Here is a 22,228-nt window from a genome sequence, read left to right as displayed (position 1 = left end):
CTACTGTTTTCAGAGGATAGTAACGTCGCGATTTAAACAACGCCGGAGAAGAGTAGGTTGCGGGGGGGATCGAATCTAGTTGGGGTTCAGACTTTACAGCGCCGAGGGCTCAATTCTTGAGCACGACTCAACACCGGCCTGTTAGCACATCGCGGGGAACGGCCAGGGGGCGGGGATGTTCTCGAACTATGCCGTTGGCTTAAGTTGGATCTGTATTTCCAGCCGCCAAAACTCCCGATGCATCCACACGAGGCATGACGCACAGAAGGGCCAATTGGGTCGTAAGTGGCCCTTCTTTGGATGACGCCCAGTGGGCGTGCTTTTCAAATGGAGGCGGCTCGACCGCCCCAAGCTGGAAGCCGGCACCGCAATCACTGGGGCACGGTCTACTCCAACACGCAGGTGTGGCAGGAGTCGCTGCTGGAGAGCGATTTGCTTCCGAGTCCCGCTGCCTCAACTTCGTCGTGGGATGGTCACAGGGGTTTCTATCTCCCGTTTTGCTGTGCCCAAGAGCGTAGGCTTTACCGTACTCTTGGTCATTCCCTCAAGGTTCGTCTCGCCGCCCCTATCTATCAGCCAATCGACACGTGAGCTTCGCGATCTTTCCGTCACGGAGCGCAATGTCGAACGTCATGATAAGTGGATCGGGCAACCCGTTCCGATCGAAGGCGCCATCTATTTTTGCAGTGATGGTGACACCGCTTTCATACTCATTCATGTCGAGCGCATCGAGCGTAACGCTCGCCGCGAAGATGTCGTGAGCCGCCCACTGCTGAATAGCGTCGCGGCCGCGAATAATTCGCCCCGCGTCGTCGACGATCGTGTCGTCGTCAAACATCGCGAGAAAGCCGCTCGGATCATTCTCATTGATCGCACGCATAAATTTAGTTGCGAGTGTGGATAGGTCTTTAGTCATAGAACTGCCTTTGCGTTGGTTGCTTGGATCGGCAAGCTTACCAGCATGCTTCGCCCGACTCAGTTCGAGAATTACATCCGCATCTTTAGGATCAATAGCCCTAGGCCGCGGGCGCCCAACCCATTCATTACCATTCCACTGCCCGCCAACGCACGCCATCGTCAGCGCGTCGCCATTTAGTTCGTAGATACCAAGTTGGTCTGCGCCCGACTTCCTGGCATCGTGCGATCGGTGGTCCCAACTTTTAGGAGTCGTGCTAGGAACGATTTCAAACGTGCCCGCCCAAAGCTCTTTCCCTTCTTTGTCCAGGGCCGCATAATTTCCGTCCCTAGCGAATAGCAACCAATGTGCGTTCTTGGTCACGCCTTCCGGGTGAACCTTTGTGATCGCCCATTTTCCCACGAGCGACAGCTTGCCCGTCGCGACACGATCCTCGGCGGGTTCAGCCGCTACTGCCGCACAAGCCACCGTGATCCAAACAACGCACAACATGATGCGGCGCATTTTGCTACCTCTGTGTTGAAGTGAGTGGCTACCGCAGGCCGCCGGAAGCGAGTATTCTCTCGCCGGTCAACCAGCCAGAATCATCTGAAGCTAGGAACACAACGGCGTTGGCAATGTCTCTCGGTGTGCCAATGCGGCCGAGCGGGGTCGCGGCAACAAGTTGCTTCTCGAAATCGCTTCCCACGCCGTAGAGCCCGGCGTCGCGCGTTCCCTCGCTCAGAGTGGCGCCCGGATTTACGGAATTTACCCGAATATTTCGCGGGGCAAGTTCCTTCGCCAGAACGCCAGTAATCGCATCAAGCCCCGCCTTCGTGGCTGAGTAGATTGAGAAACCAGGCGTGTAGGATGTTGAGGCCACGGAACCAATGTTAATGATGCTTCCACCATTTGGCCCAAAGAGCTTGAGCGATTCCTTGATCGTCAGCAGCGGCCCGAGCACGTTGACGTTCATCTCTCGATAAAACTCATCCTCTGTGAGTTCGTCGATCGGCATGCCCTGATACACTCCAGCGTTGTTGACCAGGATGTCGAGAGATTTGTACGCCTGTTTTGTCTGATCGATCAGCCTTGCTACGTCTGCGGCTTTCGAGACGTCCCCATGAATAGCCGTAGCACGGCCACCTGCATCGACGATCGTGCGTACTACAGCGTCCGCGCCGGATTGGTCAGTCGCGTAATTAACGACGACCGCAGCTCCAGCTGCTGCTAACTCTTTCGCGATGCCTGCTCCGATACCCTTGGATGCCCCAGTAATTAGGGCGACGCGACCATTTAGTTTCGCCATTGCTCGTGTCCTCATTGCCAAGAAGAAATGTTTTCCTCAATGGCATAGACACCGCAGCGCGACGAGTGTGACAACTCGAGGTGGAGTTTCTTAGTTAAGGTGCAAAGCCGTGCGAACCTCAGGCTGATTCAGAATGCGTCGCAGCCATTCAGCCTGATCTGTAGGCTCAAGAAATGGGTGCTCGCGATAGATCGCTGCGTAGGAACGATCTGCGAGGTCGTCAATTTCACGGGCTGTCTCAAACGCGACCTCCTTGATTCGCTGAAAATGACCAGTGGCGAATAGCAAGCGATTCGGGTCGACGTGGCCGCCGTCGATGAATCCCTTCGTCTTCTTGGGACAGCGGCAGGGATTGCTCGCGTTGACGAGACTGCACTGGTTGTTCATGAACTGGTAGAGATCGCGGCGAGCGCGTGCCAAACATTGCCGGAAGTTAGCGGCAGTCATCTCCAAAATGTCGCTGCCCACGGTGTCGCTAACGCCAATAATCTCGCCGAGCGTGAAGATTAATCGCTGCTTGCGATCCAGACAGAGCAGCATGCCAGCGGTGCACGCGAGCTTGGTTTCTTCCACAAGCATCGGGACGTCGACCGGCACGCTCTTCGGATCGGGTAATTCTGCATCAGGAGTGCCGTTGATCGCGGCGGCATAGGCTGGAAACGTGTAATTTCCAGCCTCCGCGCCCCGACGTCGCATGTTCAGAACGTGGTTGGATGCAATCCGGTAAAGCCAAGTGCGGAACTTGCTTTCACCTTGGAATGTGCTCAGCCGAGTGACTGCCTTAACGAGCACTTCCTGAGTCACTTCTTCAGCATCCTGTGGCTGGAAGACCATGCGGACGGCAATGTTGTAGATCCAGGCCTGGTGCCGAAGAATCAGTCGCTCTAGTGCCTCGCGATCGCCGGCCTGCGCTTGGCCGACCAGCTTAATATCCTCTCGGTCATCACCGACACTTTCACTGAATGGATTGGGCATTGCGGCCAACCTAGTCTAAGTGACTTCCCATATTCAAAGGGCGACAGGCAGCCCTTGTTCTCTTGGACACGCGAAAAGGAAGACTGTGACAGACGCATTTGAGCTATTTCGGAATTCTAAATGGGTCGTTGTACTAGTGCTAATCAAGTTGCCGCCGATCGGCGCTGTCGCGATGGGCTGACGCTGCGACGCTAGCCCATGGGGTGACGTAAACGATGCAGCCCGAATAGTGGCTGGCTCGCTACCTCCGCTGTGGACGCAGAGTGACGCCGGCTACGCGACGGAGGGTCTGTGGGCGGCGATCTTAGCGTTGGCTCTTCATCCAGCCAATGCCGTCACCTCTGCGAGGCATGAACGCCCCCTCCATCACCAAAGAGAAAATCGGCGGGAATTGAACCTCGCACGGCATTGTGGGGAGCGCTATTGGGCGGCCGGTGATGCGTATTTGGCCGGTGAACTTACCGCTCGGGCGCAATTGCGAGCGCCGACGACCGCCCGAGTAAAGTTCCCGAACGGTCCGAGACCCGCCTTCGGGCCAGCATTCGCGGTGCTCGCGGCAATCAACTGTGTGCACATGTGCATGGATGGAACGTCGAATAAATAGCCTAGCAGTGCGGCCACGCAGAAAGCACATTCCGTCGGGATCTGCTTCGAATGGAGGCAGTTCCCAGAGAATTTTCCATTTTTGTTGTGACGTTCCGGGCAGCGGCGGAACTCTTAATCTAGAGGGGATTCGTCGCTAATCGAGCTTAGCTGTCGGTTCGTGTCGTAGGCCCCTCAAGCGTCACTTTTCGGGACTAAATCGGCGGGGCAGCCGATTTCGTCTCACGCCTGCGTTCGCAGATTGACGGCCAGTGCCCACGGCGGGCGCCGGGGGGCAAACGTCGTTTTTTGCGTCAACTTGCGCGCGGGCTTATGTCGCTCTCTCCTTCTCCTGCGAGATCTAACCTCAACACCGCTATGAGAGAATTCACCATGAAGCTGTGTCGCTTGTCGGGCGTAAAGTTTCACGCCATGTCGTTGGTTGCATTAGCGTTGATTGCTAATACGGCTTCCGCCCAGAACAACTGGAATGTTGCGAGCGGTAACTTTGGCGTTGGTTCGAATTGGGATGTTGGGGCGGTTCCTGGCGTCATTGATGAAGCGTTCATCAACAACGGCGGCGTCGCCACTCTTTCATCTGGAGACTTCCGGATGGAATCGTTGTCGGTTGCCTCGGCTAGCGCCACGACCGGAACGTTCAATATGACTGGCGGTGCGATTCGAGCTTCGACTTATCGCTTTGGCGAAAGCGGCACGACCACCAGTTCCATTTCGGGTGGATCCCTACTGGCGGATTCTGCTCTCTTCGTAGGCCCCAACAATGGCTCAGGAATTGGAACGCTTAATATTTCGGGCAGTTCCACGCGAGTGCAATCGAACGACGACTTCGGCGTAGGGCGACAGGGCAACGGAATTGTCAACCAGTCGGGAGGTGAGGCAAGAGCGCCGTTCCTGTTCATTGGCAAGTACGGGACCGGCGTGTGGAATCACTCGGGAGGTTTGCTTCGCCAAACCGGAGGCGATCTTGAAATTGGCGATGGCGGCAATCCCTCGCAGACTGGAAATATTGGCCCGCGTAACGGCTCGATGAATATTACGGGAGGTGTCGTTCACGTAGGTGGCAATTTCGCAATTGGCAATCGAAGTGGGACAGGAACTGTCAACATTAGCGGGGGCGCCTTGGCCGTGACCGGGTCAGACGGCGGTGGCTCCAATATTTACGTTGGTCGCGGCATGGACTGGGGAACACCTGGCGCTGGCGGGCCAGTCGAAATGCGTGTCACGGGCGGTAATGCCATCATCGTTGGCGCAGGCGATTTCCTGATGAACCCGACGCAGATCGCATCATCCTCAACGCTCGTTGCCGAAATTACCGGGACGGCGCATACGACGATCAGAGTTGCGGGGAACGCAGACATCACCAATGGGAAGCTGAAAGTCGATCTAACTGGATACAATCCGGTCAGCGGCAATAGCTGGACGTTACTTACAGCTGGAGCGGACATCTCTGCCGCCGTCACGACCATCGATAATATGGTTGCTGCCGGAGGCTTCGATCAATTGGCCCACGCAGTTCCGAACACCCCGGGTACGTTAATGGGGACGTTTGCCTCGACGGATTTCTCTTTGGCTCCGCTCACTAGTGGCTTGTCGTGGAATGTCAGCTACGCAAACAACTCGGTGACGTTAAGTGTCACAGGGACAGCGATTCCGACATTCACCGCCGACTTCAATAAGGATGGTAAAGTCGATGGTCTGGACCTTACCAAGTGGAAGAGTGACTACGGCGTCAACGCCAACTCAGATGCAAATGGTGACTTGAAGAGTGACGGAGCTGACTTCCTGGCCTGGCAGCGGCAATTTGGTTCGGGAGTTCCCGCAAGCCCGATCGTAGCGGCGGTTCCAGAGCCCTCCTCTGTCATTCTGTTCGCTGGCGCCATGGTCTCGTTGATCGCGCGTCGGCGGCGTAGCGCTTGAATAGGCGTCTCAAGGAATTACTAGGTCGCTGAAACGTTCTCGATACAGCTCATTCACTCCACATCACTGTGGAACGAGGAACCTCCTCTATGTCGATACGTAGTAAATTCGCGAAGAATGGATTCACGCTAGTAGAGCTGCTCGTCGTCATTGCGATTATCGGCGTGCTGGTAGCACTACTACTTCCCGCCGTCCAAGCGGCGAGAGAAGCAGCGCGGCGTTCGCAGTGTCAAAATAATCTTAAGCAGGTAGGGCTAGCGCTCAGCAATCACGAAAGCGCGATGAAGATTTTTCCGACGGGCGGCACGCACGTGGGGCCAGATATCGCCAGCTTCAGCACCAATGGAAAGGTCAATGGGCCTGACAAACAGGGGCTGGGATGGGCGTTTCAAATTCTGCCCTACATGGAGCAAGGTGCGGTTCGCAATCTAACGACGACCGCCCAAATCGCGTCGGTTTACATAAGCATGTATAACTGCCCCTCCCGTCGTGGCCCAACACGCTATGCCGACGATTATGGCGGTACGCAGCCCTATCTGACTGACTACGCATCGGCGCAGCCGGGGACTATTTATAAAGACCCCGGCGAAGTGTGGGGGCGGCAGGACTGTGGTGACTACGGCTGTTTGGCCTACGTGAAGACTGGGATGGCTTTCTCAGGCGTCATCGTCAGAACGAATTGGGTAGTTCGAGATGGCATCCCACCTTATTCCGTCCCTGGATTGGATCCCCCAATCACGGTGCGACGCATCGAGGATGGGCTATCAAACACGCTCGTCATCGCAGAGAAGCGTTTGCATCCGTCCAAGTATGACACTGGCGACTGGCACGATGATCGCGGTTGGTCCGACGGTTGGGATCCGGACACGATGCGGTCAACGATGTTCCCTTTTCGAGCAGACGTAGACGTCGATCCGGAAGTCGATGACCGCGCGTATGGCTATTGCTTTGGGTCTGCGCATGCAGCGATCGCAAACTCAGTATTCGCTGATGGCGCGGTCCACGCAATCAAATATGATATCGACTACCAGATCCTCAACCGTTTGGCGAGCCGTGCCGACGGTGAAGTTGTGGATCTGAGCAGCCTGTAGGATTGAGTTTATGTCGCCCTTTTTACCGTGGGCGGCAATTCTTTAGTGCGGTGCTTGGCGCATCCATGCAAGAGTCGAGTCGCGACAAATTCGTGCAACTGCTTACTGGCTCTCAAACCAGCCTCTTCAGCTACATCGCGATGTTGATCGGTGACGTTCACGACGCTAACAACGTGTTGCAGCAGGCGAATTTGGTACTGTGGAGAAAGGCCGACGAGTACTCCGAGGAGATGGATTTCACCGCCTGGTCGCGCAAGGTCGCCTATTACAGCACCCTGGCGTACATTCGTGACCAGCGGCGCGACAAGCATGTCTTCGACGAGGCGGTGATCGCGCAACTTGCGGCTCGGCCAGTCGCGGCGGACGAAGATGAAGTACGGGTGGCGCTGCGTCACTGCCTAGCTTCTTTGCCGGAGGATCTGCGAACGCTCATCCGCGAGCGGTACTGGCCGGGGAGTTCGATCACCGCAATCGCTAAGAAGCATGGTAAGTCGGAGGGCGCCATTCGAATGACGCTCATGCGAGTGCGGACGACGTTGGGGGATTGCATCGAGCGCAAGAGGGCCGCCACGCTATGACTGCCCCGCGATACCCCGCCGACGAGCCGGCACGCGAAGCCCGCAAGCTGTTGTCGCAACTCATCGACGGCGAGTTGACGACGGACGAGCGTGAACGCCTGGGAGAATTACTGCGCGACAATCCGGAACTGCAGGATATGTATTGCGCGATTATGCGCGTGCACGTCTTGCTCCACCTCGATTTTAGTGCGGGGTTGGAGAATGCGAATCCTCCGGTGTTGCGCAAGCAGCCGCTGTCGCTAGCGGCGCCTAGCGACGATTACCAGTCCGTAACGCCGCAGACGCAGCTCGCCGCGGAGCAGCGGCGTTCGCGATTCACGAAACGGCAGTGGGTAGCGGCCGCCGTAGCTGCGGCGATTCTGCTGGGCATCGGTGCGTACCTAAATCGTGGAAGCCGAGGCGACAAGCCGTTGCTAGTCGACGCCCAGCCTGCCGCGAGCACCGATTCGCTTCCTGCGGCCAATTTGAGCGTGCCGCCAATTCGGACGGCGCCAAATGCGACGGAAGAGAAGTCGCGAGCCGTCGCCATGCTGAGCCAGGCGACTGGCGCCAAGTGGGGTGACGCCAACTCGGCGATTCGTGCTGGCGGTCCGCTGGAGCCCGGTAGATTTCGGCTCGACGAAGGTTTGATTCAAGTCGAGTTTTTCACGGGCGCCGTCGCCATTATCGAAGGTCCGGCCGACTTCGAATTGGTGTCGGCTGATCGCGTCATTTGCCGCTTAGGGAAAATCAGAGCGCACGTCCCCAAGCATGCGAAGGGCTTCACCATCGACACGCCGTCCTATGCGGCTGTTGACCTTGGCACGGAGTTCACCGTCAAAGTTGAGGAAGAGGGCGTCAGCGAGTTTCATGTCCTCGACGGCGAAGTAGAGCTATGGGACATCCGTCCTGAGGATCGCGTGCTGGCGGAGTTGTTGACGAAAGGGAAGGCTGTTCGCTCGAACATCGCCGGCAATTTGGCGCGGATCGAGGGGCGTGAATCGGAATTGATCGGCCGGAAGCAGTTGCTGGAAATTTCCGAGGCGGCTCAGCAGCGGCGTCACCAGGAGTGGTTCGCGTATAGCCGGCAATTAAGATCGCAGCCCAATGTGCTGCTCTACTACGACTTCGATAACCAGGACGGCTGGGAGCGTGAGATTCGTAACAAGAGTTCGCACGACAACGCGATCTTGAACGGGGCGATCGTCGGTTGCCACTGGACCACAGGGCGTTGGAACGGGAAGAGCGCCTTGGAGTTCAAGCGGACGAGCGACCGCGTTCGCATCAACGTGCCCGGAGAATACGCCTCAGCCTCATTCTCCGTCTGGGTTCGCATCGAGGGGCTTGAGCGCTGGCTAAGCTCGCTGATGCTGTGCGACGGCCACGAGCAGGGCGAGCTCCATTGGCAGATTACCGAAACCGGACAGCTATTGCTGGGCGTGAAGGCGGATCCCGAATTCTCTCATGACTTTTACTCGCCGTCGGTGATCAATTCGAATGATCTGGGGCGATGGGTCCATCTCGCCTGCGTTTACAACGGCGAGACGGGGACCGTTCATCACTATGTCGACGGCGTGGAAGTCAGCGCGGAAAAGATTACCGTCGCGACGCCGCTGCGCATCGGAACTGCGGAGCTCGGCAACTGGACGCCGCAAGACTACAGCACCTATCGGACTCGGAGCTTGAATGGTCGGGTCGATGAGTTCATCATTTTCGACACGCCGTTGTCGGCTGCTGAAGTCGCGGAGATCTACGAAGCCGGGAAGCCAGGGTCGTAATGAACCCTTGGTTTGCAGCGCGACGGGAACCGCGGCCTCAAGCATGTGATGGCTTGAGCTATTGAGCTTACTTTGAAGCGAGTGACTCGCGGACTCGCTCTAGTAGTTGCTTTGTCAGCAGAATCCCTTCGCGCTCCTGGGCCGGAACTTTTCCTTCCCATTCGATGCCGACGTAGCCATGGAAGCCAGCGCGGACGGCGATCTCCATCATCCGCTTAAAGTCAGTTTCGGTTTCATTCCCCTCGTCGTTAAATCGGAAGCTTTTTGCACTGATCCCTTTGGCAAACGGCATCATCTCGGCGACGCCTTGGTAGCGGTCGTAGTCGTTGAAGTTGCCGAAGTCTGGAAGCGTTCCGCAGTTCGGCAAGTCGACCTTTCGCATGACTTCCGCGACCCACGCTCCGTCCGATGAAAATCCGCCATGATTTTCCACAAGGACGTTGAGCCCATGGGGAGCCGCATGCTCGGCGAGCTGACGTAAGCCATCGGCGACGAGTTTCACCTGCTCGTCGCGCGTGCCGGTTGAATGGGCGTTGACGCGAACCGCGTGGCACCCCAGCGCGAGCGCCGCATCGACCCACTTGCGGTGGTTTGCAACCGCCTCGCTACGAGCCGCGCGGTCGGGCGCTCCAAGGTCTCCTTCGCCATCGCACATGATCAGGACGCTTGTTACTCCCTCGTCGACGCAACGTTGCTTTAGCGCAGCGAGGTACTTGTCATCCTTGGCATGCTTCATGAAGAACTGATTAACGTACTCGACCGCATCGATTCCGCACTCGCGCTTTGCGAACGCGGGAAAGTCGAGGTGGTTCATCCTACCTTTGAATAAGGCCTGATGAACTGACCATTCAGCAAGCGAAATCGAGAATAGCGGCGCATCTTGCGCCGCGTGGAGCCACGATGCCCCGCCAGCCGCTGCGGTAACGGCTCCGAGGGTCGTTCCGCTCAGCCTGGTCAAGAAACTTCGGCGATCCAGAGGAGGAGTGTACATTCGCGGCGGACTGGCCAGATCGCGAGGGAGCGGTCGAGCCGGAGCTCGGATAGATGAATAATAATGTTCCTATGATACTTGATGAGGTCGGCGTTCGCTAACGGATCTATTCCTGCCTCGTTCAGCGATACCGAAACGCGTGGGGCCGCCAGCCGTGAAGGAGTAGACCCTCAACGCGATTCACCAGAGGATTCGGTCATGTCTCACAATAAAGCCGCTTGTGGGCAAATCTAAGCTGGCAGCGGCGTTCCAGCTGTAGAACACGGTATTCCGACAGAAGCGGCACGCGCCGGCTAAGACGAGCGAACCGAAGTCCCAATTCGCACGCTGACCCGCTGCATGATGGTTGCCTGCAAGCCGCGAGGGGCAACCTCTGTGACTTCGCAGAACGATTCGTCGATCGAGTAGAACTCGACGCGAGGGCTGATTTTCTTCACTAAGTCGAGCATCCGCCGACTGAGGGCCTCGTACCAACGGAAGTCGCGCTTCACGTAGACTGCATCGGGGCAAAGCTTCACCGCATCACGCGAGCTGGACTGCGAGAGGTTCCGTGGACGGCCGGGGTAAAACCGTGGGGGCGACTGCTCCAGAATCTCCAGGCGTCGCGAGAAACGGACTTGGTGAAAGAGAATCCCCTGCACGTCGTCTGCGAGTGGATTGGCAACTCTGCTCAGATGGCGTCGAAGCATTATCTTCAGGTCACAGAAGAAGATTACGCCGGTGCACTTCAGCGGGCAACGGCCGCGGACCCCGGGGTAAAATCCGGCGCAGCACTCTCCTGCACCGAAACTCGTAGAGTCACTGGAAACGAAAAAAGCCCGGGAATCCCGGGCTAATCCGACTCGCCGTGCAAGTCGGTGCGATTCTGTACAAGCGAACAGTATACCCCGTAGGGGAGTCGAACCCCTGTCTGCGCCGTGAGAGGGCGCTGTCCTGGGCCACTAGACGAACGGGGCGCAAGTGACGTGAATCAAGAATTTTCCGCCATCAGGGGCGGGTTGTCAATCGGGGCGGTTTGCGGCTGGTCGCGTTTTCTGGGGGCTCGTCAGTTGTCAGTGGTCCGTCGTCAGTTGCGGCTATCGCCGGGCGCTTGCTGCCATAAATAGCAACTGACCACTGACCACTGACAACGGACAAATTTCCTTAAGACGTAATTCCCTTCGTGAGCGCCATGAACGCCGTTTCAAGGTTGATTTCTTCCTCGGTGAGCCGCGTCAGGCGGTGGCCGGCGGCGACGAGCGCTTGCGATAGCTCGCTGTAGTCGTGCTCGCCGGCGGTGAGCGTCACCCGCAGCTGGCCGTCGTGGGCTTCGACCTTCTCGACGTAGCTGGCTTGTTCGATCAACCGCGCCGCGGGGTCGCTGTCGCCGGCGATGCCGATCCGCAGGACCGTTTGCTGGCGGACGAGTTTCATCAGCTCGTCGACGGTGTCGTTGTAGTGGAGTTCGCCCCGCTCGATGATGCCGACCTTGTTGCAGATGTCGGCGAGCTCCGGCAGGATGTGGCTGGAGACCATGATGGTCTTGCCCATGTTGCGGAGCTCTTTGAGCAGGCCGCGGATTTCGATGCGAGCCCGCGGATCGAGGCCGCTGGCTGGTTCGTCGAGCAGAAGCACCTGCGGGTCGTGGAGCAGCACGCGGGCGAGGCCGAGACGCTGCGTCATGCCGCGCGAGAGGCTGGTAACGAGGGCTTCGCGTTTGTAGCCGAGGTCGACGAGTTCGAGCACCTCGTCGCAGATCTTCCGCCGCGCGGCGCCTTTAATGCGATAGGCCGCGGCGAAGAACTCGAGGTACTCGATCACCTTCATGTTGTCGTACACGCCGAAGAAGTCGGGCATGTAGCCGATGATGCGGCGAATTTCCTTCGGCTTCGAGTAGATCGAATAGCCGCCGACGTACGCTTCGCCCCAGGTGGGGTTGAGGAGCGTCGCAAGGATTCGCATCGTCGTCGTCTTGCCGGCGCCGTTCGGACCGATGAAGCCGAACACGTCGCCGCGTTCGAGCTTCAGGTCGATCTTATGGATCGCGTAGAGGTCGCCGTACTTTTTGGTGAGGTCGCGGGCTTCGATCATGGGAGAGTTGCGAGTTAGGAGTTTCGAGTTGCGAGCGACGGGTTAGCGGTCGGAGCGTCGAGCGAAAGTTCATTCACTCGAAACTCGCGGCTCGTAACTCGCTACTCATCTTCCTCTTCCAACGGAATCACAAACCGATAGTACACCCAGCGGCGGTCGTGGTCGCTGGCGAGGGGGAGGTCGCCGTTTTTCCAGTTCGAGCCGGGGTCGTCGACGCCGCGGGCGAGCAGGATCGCTTGCTTGCCGGCAAGGAGTTTCGTCATGTCGAGGAACGGCTGGTAGCGGTTCGGGCCCTGGGCGTAACTTTCTCCGCCGAGGGCGTTGTAGAACATCATCGCCACGGCGAGTTCGTTGACGTCGATGCCGTTGACGTCGAGCGTGATCGGACCGCTGCCGGGTTGGCTCGCGGTTTGTTTGCCGGAGACTTTCAGCAGGGCGGTGCGAACTTGCGTCGGTTGGATCGTATCGTCGATCGTCGCGACCGCGCCGTCGGCGAGATCGGGCAGGGCGTAGGCGTAGCGGCCATGCATCAGCACGCAATCGGTTAGCGCGACGCCGGTGCGGTTGGTGAGATGGCCCGCGACTAGGTCGTCGTCGAGGCTGCGAAGTTCGGCGACGATTGGTTCGTCGAGTGCGCCGGTCCAGCGACCGATGAGCGTTCGCGTCGACCACTCCTGAACCGGGAGGCCGTTCATTTCGGTGAGCGGCGGGTTGAAGGCATAGCCGCTCTCGAAGAGGGTGGCTTGAGCGCCGCTGCTGCGCATGCCGTCGAGGCCGTAGCCGGTGGCGCCTAGCCAGGCGACTAGGGAGGGATCGCCGGCGCCGAGGTCGGGACGACCCGGCTCGCTGATTGGTTTCTTTGCGAAGGAGGACGCTAGGGACAGGTTGTAGCGTTCGACACGGGGGCTGAAGAAGTGGGTGTAGACGGTGCCGCGCGCGGCGCCATTGGCAACGTCGACGTCGACGAACTCGACTTGATTGACGCGGAGGCTGTTGCCTTTCATCCAGTGAGCGGCCCAGTACGCGGCGAAGGAGACGCCGACGACCATCAGCGGGAACGTGATCCACGTCAATTCCATCCGCCGCAGCAGGTTCTTCACCAGGAAGTAGTCGCCGGGGCCGATGAGCAAGATGTACCCGATCACCAGCAGCGCCACCAAACCGAACGGCGCCGTGGTGACGCCTTCGAACGATGCGTCGAGAGCGCGACGGAGGCGATCGGTCATGTCGTCTTGATAGCCGTACTGGTTCGTCGATGTTTCGGCGGAGGGCCACTGGAGGGCTTGGCGGAGGAGGTTGGTCCGCCCGCCCCAATCGCTTAGCGGCGCGACGTCGGGATCGAACGCGACGAATGTCACCTCGCCCAGGCCGCGTCGAGCGCGAATCACGAGCGGTAGGTCGCTGGAATTCTGGCCGGAGAAGGCGAGGATACGGCCCTCAACATCGACGATGCGCGGTGTCTGCAACCGCAGGTTCGCGCCGCCGGGGATCGATTCGTTCGCGACGGCGAAGCCTTCGATTGGCTGAGCCTCGCGGAGTGTCGACATGTCGTCGAAACGGCCCGGCACGAACGTCGCCAGCGGGCCGTCGGGCCCGATCAATTCGGGAGCGTTGCCGCCGCAAAAGATGACGAGCCGGCCGCCAAGTTCGACCCACTTGCGGAGGGCTTCGATGCGAGCCGGGTTGGCGGTAAGCGGGCGGTAGAGTTCCGCATCACCGCCGCCGAGGACGACGAGGTCGAACGCTTCGTAGCCGTACCATTCGGTCGGCAGTTCAGCGGCGTCGTCGATTTTGACGGCCTCGGTCGCAGTCGCGCTGTCTTGGCTGCCGTCGGAACGAGTTAGTTCGCCGAGCCCGCGCTGCATCCCGAACGTCGCGATGAAGCGACTTGTCGCGGGACTGCCAAACGGGATGAATTCATCGCCAGGTTCGGCGTTGGGGATGAATTGTTTACTGGTGCGCGTGCGGCCCTGCTCGTCGAGCAGTCGAACTTCGTACTTGGCGCCATCTTGCCCGGGGCGAATGAAGAGTCGCGCTGAGGATGTTTTGCCGGCGAAGACTCCGACGGGACGATCGGCGGGAGTGAAGACGGAGGTCGGCACCCCTTCAGGGTCGGGGGTGATGACTTGCACGGTGCCGGTGAACGCGTCGCCGCCGCCCTGGATGACGACTTCAACAGGCGTCCAGCAGCCGAACTTATATTCGCCGCCGAAGCCGATTTTAAGTTGGGTGATGGCGAGCTTGGCGGGGGCGGGTTCTTGAGCGCGCGCGAGCGACGAGGTCGCCACGATGAGCGCGCAGCAGAGCGAGGCAAAGGTGCATTTCCAGCCCCTGGCTCCGCCAGGGGGTAGCGCCGCGAACCGTTGCGGCATGGAGCGCCGTTCGACCCCCGGGCGGAGCTCGGGGCTAGAAATTGCGGTTGGCTTCAGCGGGGAATCGCTCACGGCTTCTCCGCATCGTCGCAGGTGCAAATGAGGTGGCCGCAGCCGGGGCAGCCGCCGCCGTACTTCTTTTCCAGAGCGGCCGAGAGGTCGATCCCTGCCACGTTGGCGATCGTCGTCAGCCAGGCGAGCACGTCGGCGAACTCCATCGCCTGTTCTTCGTGCGTCCCTTCGCGAAGGGCGGCGGCGAGTTCGCCCACCTCCTCCATCAGCCACATGAACGTCCCGTCGACGCCGCGGGCAACGTCCTTCTCGTGATACATCCCGCGTATGAGTTGCTGGAACTCGCGGAGCGAAACGTCGGCTGGCATAGGCGGAGACGCTGAATGACGAATGACGAAATCCGAATGACGGAATGGATATTGTACTCGGAATTGGCCGCGTGGCGACTGTAGTAGCCGCCAGCGAATGGTAGCCGCCGTTCAACGACCGGCCGGAGCGGGGCGGAAAGAATGGGGAATGGGGAATGAGGGGAGGGAAGAGTCGTGCGTGAGTTTCCTCCCCATTCGCCCTTGTTCGAGTTCCGCTCCGGCGGCTCGTTGAGCCGCGGCTACTCGTCGTTGAGCGGCGGCCGTTGGGGGGGTAAGCTCAACGGCTCCATCTGCCACCAAGCGAATTGCCCGTATGTCTGAGTTTGTCACCGTTGCCCGCGTGGGAGCCATTGCCGAGGGGCAGGGGGGGACGTTTCAGGTCGGCGAGCGGCTGGTGGCCGTGTTCAATCGCGGGGGCGAGTATTTCGCAATCGACGATTTGTGCCCGCACATGGGGGCGTCGCTTGGCGCCGGATATATGGACGCCGAGGGGGTGGTGACTTGCCCCTGGCACGCCTGGCACTTTTCGGTGTGCGACGGGACGTGGTGCGACAATCCGCGGATCAAGATCGACGCGTTCGAGACGCGGGTCGTTGGGGATGAGATCCAGGTCCGCACGACGCCGACGAAGGCGGAGTAGCCGCGGCTCAACGAGCCGCTGGAGCGGAACGAAGTAATGGCGAATGGGGAATGCTGAATGGGGAATGCTGAATGGGGGATGAGGGAGGCGCTCGTGATCCTACCCCACTCCACATTCAGCATTCCCCATTTGATTTCCGCTCCGGCCGGTCGTTGACCGGCGGCTACTTGGGGCGGCGGTTACTTCACGTCCGGCACCCACTTCACGCCGATCGTTTGCTCGATCTTCTGTTCGACGACCTGGCCTGCGGCGTCCTTCAGTTCCGGAATCTTCAGGTTCGAAATCTTCAGATTCGTTACCTGCGTGATCTTCGATTGTTCGAGCCGGCCCGCCTCGGCGTTGAATAGAATCTCGCCGTTTGATTCTTGGCTCGGCACTTCAACCGTCACCTCGCCGCCGGAGAAGCTGATGTCGACCTTGGCGGTAAACTTCTCAAGCTTCGTTCCTTCTTGGTCGATCGGGCCTTCGAACTTGTAGGTGGTCACAGCTTTTTGCGTACCAACGACCGGGAGCTTCGATTCCGTCGTGCTGGTCCACTCCTTGCCAACGGTGAGTCCCTCAGGCAATACGAACGACGCCTGGCCGACGAGCTTCTTAAAACCTTCGGCACTGGCGAGTTCGCCCATTTGCGGTGCGCCGGGTTGATTCTTAAGCGCTTCGGTGACCGCATCGGGAACGACGACGTTCGTCACTTCGCCGCGCGGGGTCATCGTGATGATGAAGACGTTGCCGGTGATCGCCTTGAGCAGCGGCGCCGCCATCGCCGCTTGGCCTTGGGCGGGATCCTTCGAGTCGGTGTCGATTTCCGACTTCAACCCGTCGCTCGTCGTCACCGTCATCCGCATGCGGTCGATCTTCTGTTCGAGTACGGCCGAGCCGTCGGCGTTCACTTCCTTCACGGCCCACGACAGGTCGATGGTGAGCAGCGTATCGACCGACATGTCGCCGCCGGCGCCAGTCTTGGTGACCTTGGTTTCCTGGTTCATTTGGAAGCGGTTCACCAAACCGGGCGAGAACTTCCAAGCGATCGCATCGGCGGCTTGAGCGACAGTGGCCGAGGCGAGCAGGAGCGTAGCGAAGGCGGCGCGAACCGTAGGGGCGATGAGCGACGGCATGTTTTGTTGTTCCGTATGGTCGACTGTTCGAAGAGCAGCGGTATCAATGTCGAAGATGTTAAGGAATAAGGAGCGAAGCGGCGCAAAGGCCCCTGGCGAGCCCCTCCCTTTACGGGAGGGGTCTTCAGGCCGGCTGAATCATACCACGAACTTGCCGCCCGGTTCGACCACGATCGGCTCCGCCGCGGTTTGCCGGCGAACTAGCTCGGCCCAGGCGCCAGCGTCTTGGGCGATCGGCGGCCAAGTATTGTAGTGGCAGGGCGCGACTTTCTTGGGGTTCAGGAACTTCACCGCCTCGACCGCGTCCTCGGGGCCCATTGTAAACTGGTCGCCGATCGGCAGCACCGCGAGGTCGAGTCCGCCGAGGCCGATCAGCTTCATGTCGAGGAACAGGGCCGTATCGCCGGCGAAGTAGAGCCGCTTGCCGGCAATCTCGATGAGCAGCCCGCCCGGCACGCCGCCGTAGGCTCCGTCGGGCGTGCTGGAGCTATGGTGGGCGATGGTGAACTTCACGCGGCCGAACGGCGGCTTGACGCTGCCGCCGGGATTCATCGGGATGACTTTGTCTTCAGAGACGCCTTCGCGTTTGAGCCACTCGCACACTTCAAAGTTCGCCAGCACCATGGCGCCGGTTCGCTTGGCGATCGCCGGGGCGTCGGCCACGTGGTCGAAATGGCCGTGGGTGAGGAGGATGAAATCGGCCTCGGCTTGGGCCGCTTTGATGGGAGCGGCGGAGTTGTCGTTCAGGAAGGGGTCGATCAATAGGCGTTGGCCGTCGGCTTCGAGGGCGAAACAGGAGTGGCCGAGCCAGGTGATTGTAACGGACATGCGGATTCTCGCGGGCAAGTGACGGTGGACGCGCTGCCTGCACTTGTACCCCGGTGGGTACAATGGAGGCAAGCGTCGGGGCGAAATGGCTTCGGCGGAATGGCGAATGGGGTGGGCATGCGGTTGCGTCTTTCGAGAATCTGTTTGTTGGCGTTCGCAATCGCGTGCGCGGCAGTGCTGGCGGTGAACGCGCCAATTGCTCACGCTGCCAACGCCCCGCTGCCGCGCGAGGTCGACGCCGAGCGCGCCGCGGCGGCTGGCATTCGCGAACTGACGGGCCAGCACATTCGCCTGTTCACCGATTTGCCGTTGAGCCCCGCCGTCGACGAGCTGCCCGCCGTGTTCGACGCGGCGATTCCGCTGTGGGCCAAATATTTTGAACTCGACGAGCGCTCCGTACGCGGCAAGTTCGTCGGCTTCCTCATCAGCGATCGGGAGAAGTTTGCGGCGCTCGGGCTGCTGCCGGAAGAGAATCGCGACTTCGCCAACGGATACAACCGCAACTACGAGTTCTGGCTCGTCGAGCAGCCGAGCGACTACTATCGCCGCCATTTGCTGCTGCACGAGGGAACGCACGCGTTCATGCAGACGCAACTCGGCGGCGCCGGGGCAGGGTGGTACATGGAGGGGATGGCCGAACTGCTCGGCACGCATCGCTGGCAGGATGGCCAGCTGGAACTCGGCGTGATGCCGGCGTCGAAAGAGGGCGTGCCGATGTGGGGGCGGGTGAAGATCGTTCGAGACGCCGTGAAGGCTGGGAAGCCTTGGCCCATTGAAGCGGTAATCGAAGTCGACAATCGCCGGCAGCTTGATACCGAGCACTACGCGTGGACCTGGGCGCTGGCGTCGATGCTAGATGGGACGCCGGCGTTTCGCGAGGAGTTTAGGTCGTTGAAGGGCGTCGTTGCCGACCCGGCGTTCAACGACAAGTTCCGAGCGGCCTACGGCCCCAAATGGCGGTTGCTCAACCAGCAGTGGGCGGCGTTCGTTGCTCAACTCGACTACGGCTACGATTTCGAACGAATGGCGATCGCGTTGCAACCCGCCGCCAAGCGCGGCGCGACGGAGGTCTCCATCGCCGCCGACCGCGGCTGGCAGGCGACTGGCTGGAAGTTAGAAGCGGGCAAGTCGTACCGCGTCAGCGCGAAGGGCCAGTTTCAAATTGCCAACGACGGCGAACCGTGGCCCTGCGAACCTAACGGCGTGACGATCGAGTATCACGACGGCATGCCGCTAGGCGTCTTGCTTGGCGCCATCGCGAGCGCGAAGCCGAGCGAGGGCGACCCGTCGTTCGCCAGACCGCTGCTGATCGGCAGCGCGGCGGTCATTCAACCGAAGAGCGACGGCGTGCTTTGCCTACGGGTGAACGACTCGCCGGCGAAGCTGGGGGATAATGGCGGGGCAGTCGAAGTGGAGATTGCACCCGCTGATTGACCGACGCCGTGCTACCCCCGGTCACTGACCGGGGGCTAAGCGCGTCGACTCGTCGACGCTTACCAATAAACATACCGCTGGAACAACTCCCGCTCCTTCGGCGGCAGCGTCTGCACGTCGGGCACCAGGAAGCGGTTGTCGTCGAGGTCGAGCAGCATTTTGCCGCGCTCGCCGAAGTCTTGCACCTGGCTTTGGCTCCACCGCATCGTGAACCTTCGCGGGCCGTGCGGGGTGCGGACGTCGCAGTGGAGGTGGCCGAGTTCGAGGCTGATGGCGTCGACGCCGTCGATCGTTTGCAGGAAGTAACGGCGATCGAGCGCCGAGCGGACGAGCTGCCGCGCTTCCGCCGGCCACTCCTTCAGGTTGCGGAGGATGCCGACTTCTTGTTGCTCGCCGTCGCGGGTCCAGACGCGAAGGCTGATGTAGTCTTCGGGGTTCGTCGCGGGGAACAAGTTCACCGCGAAGACGCCGCGGTGGACTTGGTCATTCGCGAGGACGACCGTCATCGTGTCGCGAGCGCCGGCGCAGATCTCGGCATCGCCCGGCAGCAGCCACTTCGGCAGGAACTTCTTCGCTTCGGCCGCGGCGTCTTGCTCGGCGGTTGCCTTTGCTTCGTCGGCGCTGCCGTCATCGGCCTTCTCAAGCAGATCGTCGATCGAAGCCTTTGGCGAAGTCTGCGACTGCAGTCGCACGAGTTTCGCATAGCGGCCGTTCTCAGCGATGAGCTGCTCGTGGCTTCCTTGTTCCACCAAGCGGCCGCGGTCGAACACCAGAATTCGATGTGCATCACGCAGCGTCGACAGCCGGTGGGCGATCGCGATCGTCGTCCGTCCGCGGGTGAGCGCTTTGAGCGCCTGCTGGATCGCTTGCTCGCTCTCGGCGTCGACGCTGCTCGTCGCTTCGTCGAGGACCAAGATCGGCGGATCGTACAAAATCGCCCGAGCGATCGAGAGGCGTTGGCGCTCGCCGCCGGAAAGGCCGGCGCCCCGCTCGCCGAGCCAGGTGTCGTACCCCAGCGGCGAGTTAAGAATAAACTCGTGCGACTGGGCCGCCTTCGCCGCGGCGATCGCTTGCTCTTGGCTGCTCGTCGGCAGGCCGTACACGAGGTTGTCCCAGATCGTGCCGCGGAACATGAACGGTTCTTGCAACACGACGCCGACTTGTCGCCGGAGTTGATTGGAGGCGAGTTGCCGCACGTCGACCCCGTCGACGAGGACGCGGCCTTCGTTGACGTCGTAGAACCGGCAGAGCAGGTTCACGAGCGTTGTTTTGCCGCTGCCGCTCTTGCCGACGATGCCGATCGTCTCGCCCGGTTCGATGGCGAAGTTGACGTCGCGTAGCACCGGCTGGTGGCGTTCGTACCCGAAGGTCACCTTGTCGAACTCGATGCGGCCTTGCACTTCTGGCAGGTCGACCGGCTCGGCGGGATCGGTCGATTCCACCGGCGTGTCGAGCAACTCAAACACCCGTTGGCAGCCGGTGAGGAAGTTGGTGAGCCAAGTGGTGAACTGCGAGAGCGTCGCCAGCGGCGTGTAGAACATCGCGAGATACGCGAGAAAGCCCATGAGTTCGCCGATGGTCATCTTTCCGGAGAGAACGTCTCGACCGCCGACATACCAGACGATTAAGCCGCCGAGGCTGAAAATCAGCTGCATCGTTGCCGAGAAGGCCGCGGTCGAGTAATCAACGTGAATCCGCGAGGTGCGGAGGTAGTCGCTGATGCGATTGAAGCGGGAGTACTCGCGATCTTCCTGAGCGAACGCCTTCACGACGCGGATTCCCGACAGCATTCCCGACAGCATCCCCGCCTGTTTGCTGCTGCTATCCCAGTAGCGGTAATGCTTCGGGTGGACCCGCTTCCAGAAGTACCAACTGCCGATGATCACCAGCGGCGCCGGGATCAAGGTGTAGATGGCCAGCTTGGGGTTGATGGTGAAGAGCATGACGCCGACGGCCGTCACTTGGACGATTTGCAATAGGAAGCCGCCGGTGATTTGCTGCAGCAAGCTTTGGATCACTTCGCTGTCGTAGGCGACGCGGCTGGTGATCGAGCCGACTTGATGGCGGTCGTAGTAGCCGAGTCCCAGCGAGTGAAGTTTCTCAACCAGCTTCGCGCGCAGATCGAAGGTGAGAGTCACGCCGACGCGGGTCGCCATGCGCCCCTTTGCGAAGTTCACGAGGCTCAGCACGACCCGAGCGATCGCGAGCGCTGATACGACGGCCATGAGCGCCGAGACGAGTGATTGCGGATTGAGTGTCCGCTGGCCGTTGTTGAGAATGTGATCGACCAGATAGGCCTGCAGTCGCGGTGGGACCAATTCGGCCGCAACACCTACCAGCATCAAGCCGCACATGATCGCCGCCGTCACGCGGTAGGGCCACAACATTTGGGCCAGCCGGCTGAGGATTGCCTTGCGTGGAATGCAACGCGGGCAGGCTTCGCCCGGCGTCGGCAATCGCTGGTCGCACTTCTCGCAGTGAGTTTTCTGTAACGTCTCGCCTTCGTGGATCTCAATGGCGCCGGTGGTCCGCAGTTCTTCGAGGCTACGGGCGACGCGGTGGAACCGATCGGCCTCAGCGTTTGAATAGCGGGCCAGGTCGACCCAGTGGTCGTCGACGTACGCCTGTAAGAAGCCGGAGCCGACGGCGCCCTGGGTGCGGAACTCTTGCACGTCGGCGACGGGGACGTAGCTTTCAACGCGCGGCGTCGGCTGGGTCGCTTCGCCTTCGGCTTGCTCCGAGACGGCCGCGACGTTGGCGTGGGTGGCGACGATCCAATGCCGCCGCGGCTTCCCCGAGAGGGAAAGATCGGTGCTGGTCGACAGCAGCACCGGGACCCCGTTGAGTCCCTGAACGTCGAGTTCCTTCTTGACGGCGAGCGGCAGTTCTTCGTGAAGCATAGCGGTCGTGATAATCGTCTCCGGGTGAAACGTGCAAGATGAACCCGTGCGGGGGAAGTGCTATCTCAACAATGTGGGATCTCAAAATGTGGGAGGGGTCTCCGACCCCGAAGCGGCGCTGCGTAGCCACCACCGCTTGTGGTGGTGAGCGGAATCGGCGTCGGAGACGCCTCCCACAGGGAACGGATCCCACAGGGGAAGCGTCAAATCGGCGGCCAGTAAGTCGGCGGTAGGTGGGGCATCGCGGGAAAGTCGCCAGGGGCCGCCGGAGGGCGGCACGCAGAGGCCCCGCTGCCAAAACTGAGCGGGAACATAGGATTATAGAAGTTCGCCCCCCAACGACCATTCTTGGCGGGACTTGGCCGGAACGCTG

General features: G+C 60.3%; 17 protein-coding genes and 1 tRNA gene. 6 read left to right on the top strand and 12 right to left on the bottom strand.

Annotated features, from left to right (window positions below):
- Positions 1–565: 565 nt before the first annotated feature.
- From PLANPX_RS24585 to PLANPX_RS24575, 3 genes are all read right to left on the bottom strand, one after another.
- Entirely contained in the window at positions 566–1,420 is an 855-nt protein-coding gene (locus tag PLANPX_RS24585; RefSeq protein ID WP_152101277.1) for a nuclear transport factor 2 family protein, read from the bottom strand.
- A gap of 28 nt (positions 1,421–1,448) precedes the next feature.
- Positions 1,449–2,204, bottom strand: coding sequence for an SDR family NAD(P)-dependent oxidoreductase (locus PLANPX_RS24580; RefSeq protein ID WP_152101276.1), 756 nt, complete (start codon positions 2,202–2,204; stop codon positions 1,449–1,451).
- A gap of 90 nt (positions 2,205–2,294) precedes the next feature.
- Positions 2,295–3,179, bottom strand: a complete 885-nt coding sequence (locus PLANPX_RS24575) for an RNA polymerase sigma factor (protein WP_152101989.1) — start codon at positions 3,177–3,179, stop codon at positions 2,295–2,297.
- A gap of 960 nt (positions 3,180–4,139) precedes the next feature.
- On the opposite strand from PLANPX_RS24575, the gene PLANPX_RS24570 reads away from it, so the two are divergent.
- The 4 genes from PLANPX_RS24570 (at position 4,140) to PLANPX_RS24555 (ending at position 9,125) form a co-directional block, all read left to right on the top strand.
- Positions 4,140–5,699 (top strand): PEP-CTERM sorting domain-containing protein, encoded by a 1,560-nt coding sequence (locus tag PLANPX_RS24570; protein ID WP_172992312.1) that lies wholly within the window; start codon positions 4,140–4,142, stop codon positions 5,697–5,699.
- An 89-nt stretch (positions 5,700–5,788) separates the two neighbouring features.
- Positions 5,789–6,790 (top strand): DUF1559 domain-containing protein, encoded by a 1,002-nt coding sequence (locus tag PLANPX_RS24565; RefSeq protein ID WP_152101274.1) that lies wholly within the window; start codon positions 5,789–5,791, stop codon positions 6,788–6,790.
- 65 nt (positions 6,791–6,855) lie between these two features.
- Entirely contained in the window at positions 6,856–7,368 is a 513-nt protein-coding gene (locus PLANPX_RS24560) for a sigma-70 family RNA polymerase sigma factor (RefSeq protein WP_152101273.1), read from the top strand.
- Positions 7,365–9,125 carry a LamG-like jellyroll fold domain-containing protein gene (locus PLANPX_RS24555; protein WP_152101272.1) on the top strand — a complete coding sequence of 587 codons (1,761 nt, stop codon included), beginning with the start codon at positions 7,365–7,367 and terminating at the stop codon, positions 9,123–9,125. Before PLANPX_RS24560 ends, PLANPX_RS24555 begins: the two co-directional genes overlap by 4 nt.
- A gap of 67 nt (positions 9,126–9,192) precedes the next feature.
- Here PLANPX_RS24555 and PLANPX_RS24550 read toward each other — a convergent pair whose 3' ends face one another.
- The 6 genes from PLANPX_RS24550 to PLANPX_RS24525 form a co-directional block, all read right to left on the bottom strand.
- Entirely contained in the window at positions 9,193–9,939 is a 747-nt protein-coding gene (locus PLANPX_RS24550) for a sugar phosphate isomerase/epimerase family protein (RefSeq protein WP_232536235.1), read from the bottom strand.
- 470 nt (positions 9,940–10,409) lie between these two features.
- Positions 10,410–10,805: a hypothetical protein gene (locus PLANPX_RS24545; RefSeq protein WP_152101270.1), complete on the bottom strand. Its 396-nt coding sequence runs from the start codon at positions 10,803–10,805 to the stop codon at positions 10,410–10,412.
- Positions 10,806–10,999: 194 nt separating this feature from the next.
- Positions 11,000–11,072: transfer RNA gene (locus tag PLANPX_RS24540), tRNA-Glu, on the bottom strand.
- Positions 11,073–11,259: 187 nt separating this feature from the next.
- Complete coding sequence (locus tag PLANPX_RS24535; RefSeq protein WP_152101269.1) at positions 11,260–12,186, bottom strand: ABC transporter ATP-binding protein; 927 nt, start codon at positions 12,184–12,186, stop codon at positions 11,260–11,262.
- Between the two features lie 101 nt (positions 12,187–12,287).
- Positions 12,288–14,558: a hypothetical protein gene (locus PLANPX_RS24530; protein ID WP_152101268.1), complete on the bottom strand. Its 2,271-nt coding sequence runs from the start codon at positions 14,556–14,558 to the stop codon at positions 12,288–12,290.
- A gap of 68 nt (positions 14,559–14,626) precedes the next feature.
- Positions 14,627–14,938, bottom strand: a complete 312-nt coding sequence (locus PLANPX_RS24525; protein ID WP_152101267.1) for a MazG nucleotide pyrophosphohydrolase domain-containing protein — start codon at positions 14,936–14,938, stop codon at positions 14,627–14,629.
- Between the two features lie 313 nt (positions 14,939–15,251).
- Between PLANPX_RS24525 and PLANPX_RS24520 the strand changes: the two genes are divergently transcribed.
- Positions 15,252–15,578 (top strand): Rieske (2Fe-2S) protein, encoded by a 327-nt coding sequence (locus PLANPX_RS24520; protein ID WP_152101266.1) that lies wholly within the window; start codon positions 15,252–15,254, stop codon positions 15,576–15,578.
- Between the two features lie 179 nt (positions 15,579–15,757).
- Here PLANPX_RS24520 and PLANPX_RS24515 read toward each other — a convergent pair whose 3' ends face one another.
- Positions 15,758–16,693: a DUF6263 family protein gene (locus PLANPX_RS24515; protein ID WP_152101265.1), complete on the bottom strand. Its 936-nt coding sequence runs from the start codon at positions 16,691–16,693 to the stop codon at positions 15,758–15,760.
- Positions 16,694–16,831: 138 nt separating this feature from the next.
- A complete protein-coding gene (locus tag PLANPX_RS24510) occupies positions 16,832–17,521 on the bottom strand; it encodes a metal-dependent hydrolase (protein WP_152101264.1) in 690 nt (229 codons plus the stop codon).
- Between the two features lie 147 nt (positions 17,522–17,668).
- On the opposite strand from PLANPX_RS24510, the gene PLANPX_RS24505 reads away from it, so the two are divergent.
- Entirely contained in the window at positions 17,669–18,955 is a 1,287-nt protein-coding gene (locus PLANPX_RS24505; RefSeq protein ID WP_152101263.1) for a hypothetical protein, read from the top strand.
- A gap of 59 nt (positions 18,956–19,014) precedes the next feature.
- On the opposite strand, the gene PLANPX_RS24500 is transcribed toward PLANPX_RS24505, so the two are convergent.
- Entirely contained in the window at positions 19,015–21,855 is a 2,841-nt protein-coding gene (locus PLANPX_RS24500) for a DUF1854 domain-containing protein (protein WP_152101262.1), read from the bottom strand.
- Between the last annotated feature and the right edge of the window lie 373 nt (positions 21,856–22,228).

The sequence above is a fragment of the Lacipirellula parvula genome (genome assembly GCF_009177095.1).
Classification (GTDB): domain Bacteria; phylum Planctomycetota; class Planctomycetia; order Pirellulales; family Lacipirellulaceae; genus Lacipirellula; species Lacipirellula parvula.
This window is presented reverse-complemented; position numbering and strand designations above follow the sequence as displayed.

Excerpts from the sequence above, each read along its gene's own strand:
- PLANPX_RS24585 (WP_152101277.1), bottom strand. The coding sequence starts at position 1,420 with ATGCGCCGCATCATGTTGTGCGTTGTTTGGATCACGGTGGCTTGTGCG.
- PLANPX_RS24580 (WP_152101276.1), bottom strand. The coding sequence starts at position 2,204 with ATGGCGAAACTAAATGGTCGCGTCGCCCTAATTACTGGGGCATCCAAG.
- PLANPX_RS24575 (WP_152101989.1), bottom strand. The coding sequence starts at position 3,179 with ATGCCCAATCCATTCAGTGAAAGTGTCGGTGATGACCGAGAGGATATT.
- PLANPX_RS24570 (WP_172992312.1), top strand. The coding sequence starts at position 4,140 with ATGAGAGAATTCACCATGAAGCTGTGTCGCTTGTCGGGCGTAAAGTTT.
- PLANPX_RS24565 (WP_152101274.1), top strand. The coding sequence starts at position 5,789 with ATGTCGATACGTAGTAAATTCGCGAAGAATGGATTCACGCTAGTAGAG.
- PLANPX_RS24560 (WP_152101273.1), top strand. The coding sequence starts at position 6,856 with ATGCAAGAGTCGAGTCGCGACAAATTCGTGCAACTGCTTACTGGCTCT.
- PLANPX_RS24555 (WP_152101272.1), top strand. The coding sequence starts at position 7,365 with ATGACTGCCCCGCGATACCCCGCCGACGAGCCGGCACGCGAAGCCCGC.
- PLANPX_RS24550 (WP_232536235.1), bottom strand. The coding sequence starts at position 9,939 with ATGAACCACCTCGACTTTCCCGCGTTCGCAAAGCGCGAGTGCGGAATC.
- PLANPX_RS24545 (WP_152101270.1), bottom strand. The coding sequence starts at position 10,805 with ATGCTTCGACGCCATCTGAGCAGAGTTGCCAATCCACTCGCAGACGAC.
- PLANPX_RS24535 (WP_152101269.1), bottom strand. The coding sequence starts at position 12,186 with ATGATCGAAGCCCGCGACCTCACCAAAAAGTACGGCGACCTCTACGCG.
- PLANPX_RS24530 (WP_152101268.1), bottom strand. The coding sequence starts at position 14,558 with ATGCCGCAACGGTTCGCGGCGCTACCCCCTGGCGGAGCCAGGGGCTGG.
- PLANPX_RS24525 (WP_152101267.1), bottom strand. The coding sequence starts at position 14,938 with ATGCCAGCCGACGTTTCGCTCCGCGAGTTCCAGCAACTCATACGCGGG.
- PLANPX_RS24520 (WP_152101266.1), top strand. The coding sequence starts at position 15,252 with ATGTCTGAGTTTGTCACCGTTGCCCGCGTGGGAGCCATTGCCGAGGGG.
- PLANPX_RS24515 (WP_152101265.1), bottom strand. The coding sequence starts at position 16,693 with ATGCCGTCGCTCATCGCCCCTACGGTTCGCGCCGCCTTCGCTACGCTC.
- PLANPX_RS24510 (WP_152101264.1), bottom strand. The coding sequence starts at position 17,521 with ATGTCCGTTACAATCACCTGGCTCGGCCACTCCTGTTTCGCCCTCGAA.
- PLANPX_RS24500 (WP_152101262.1), bottom strand. The coding sequence starts at position 21,855 with ATGCTTCACGAAGAACTGCCGCTCGCCGTCAAGAAGGAACTCGACGTT.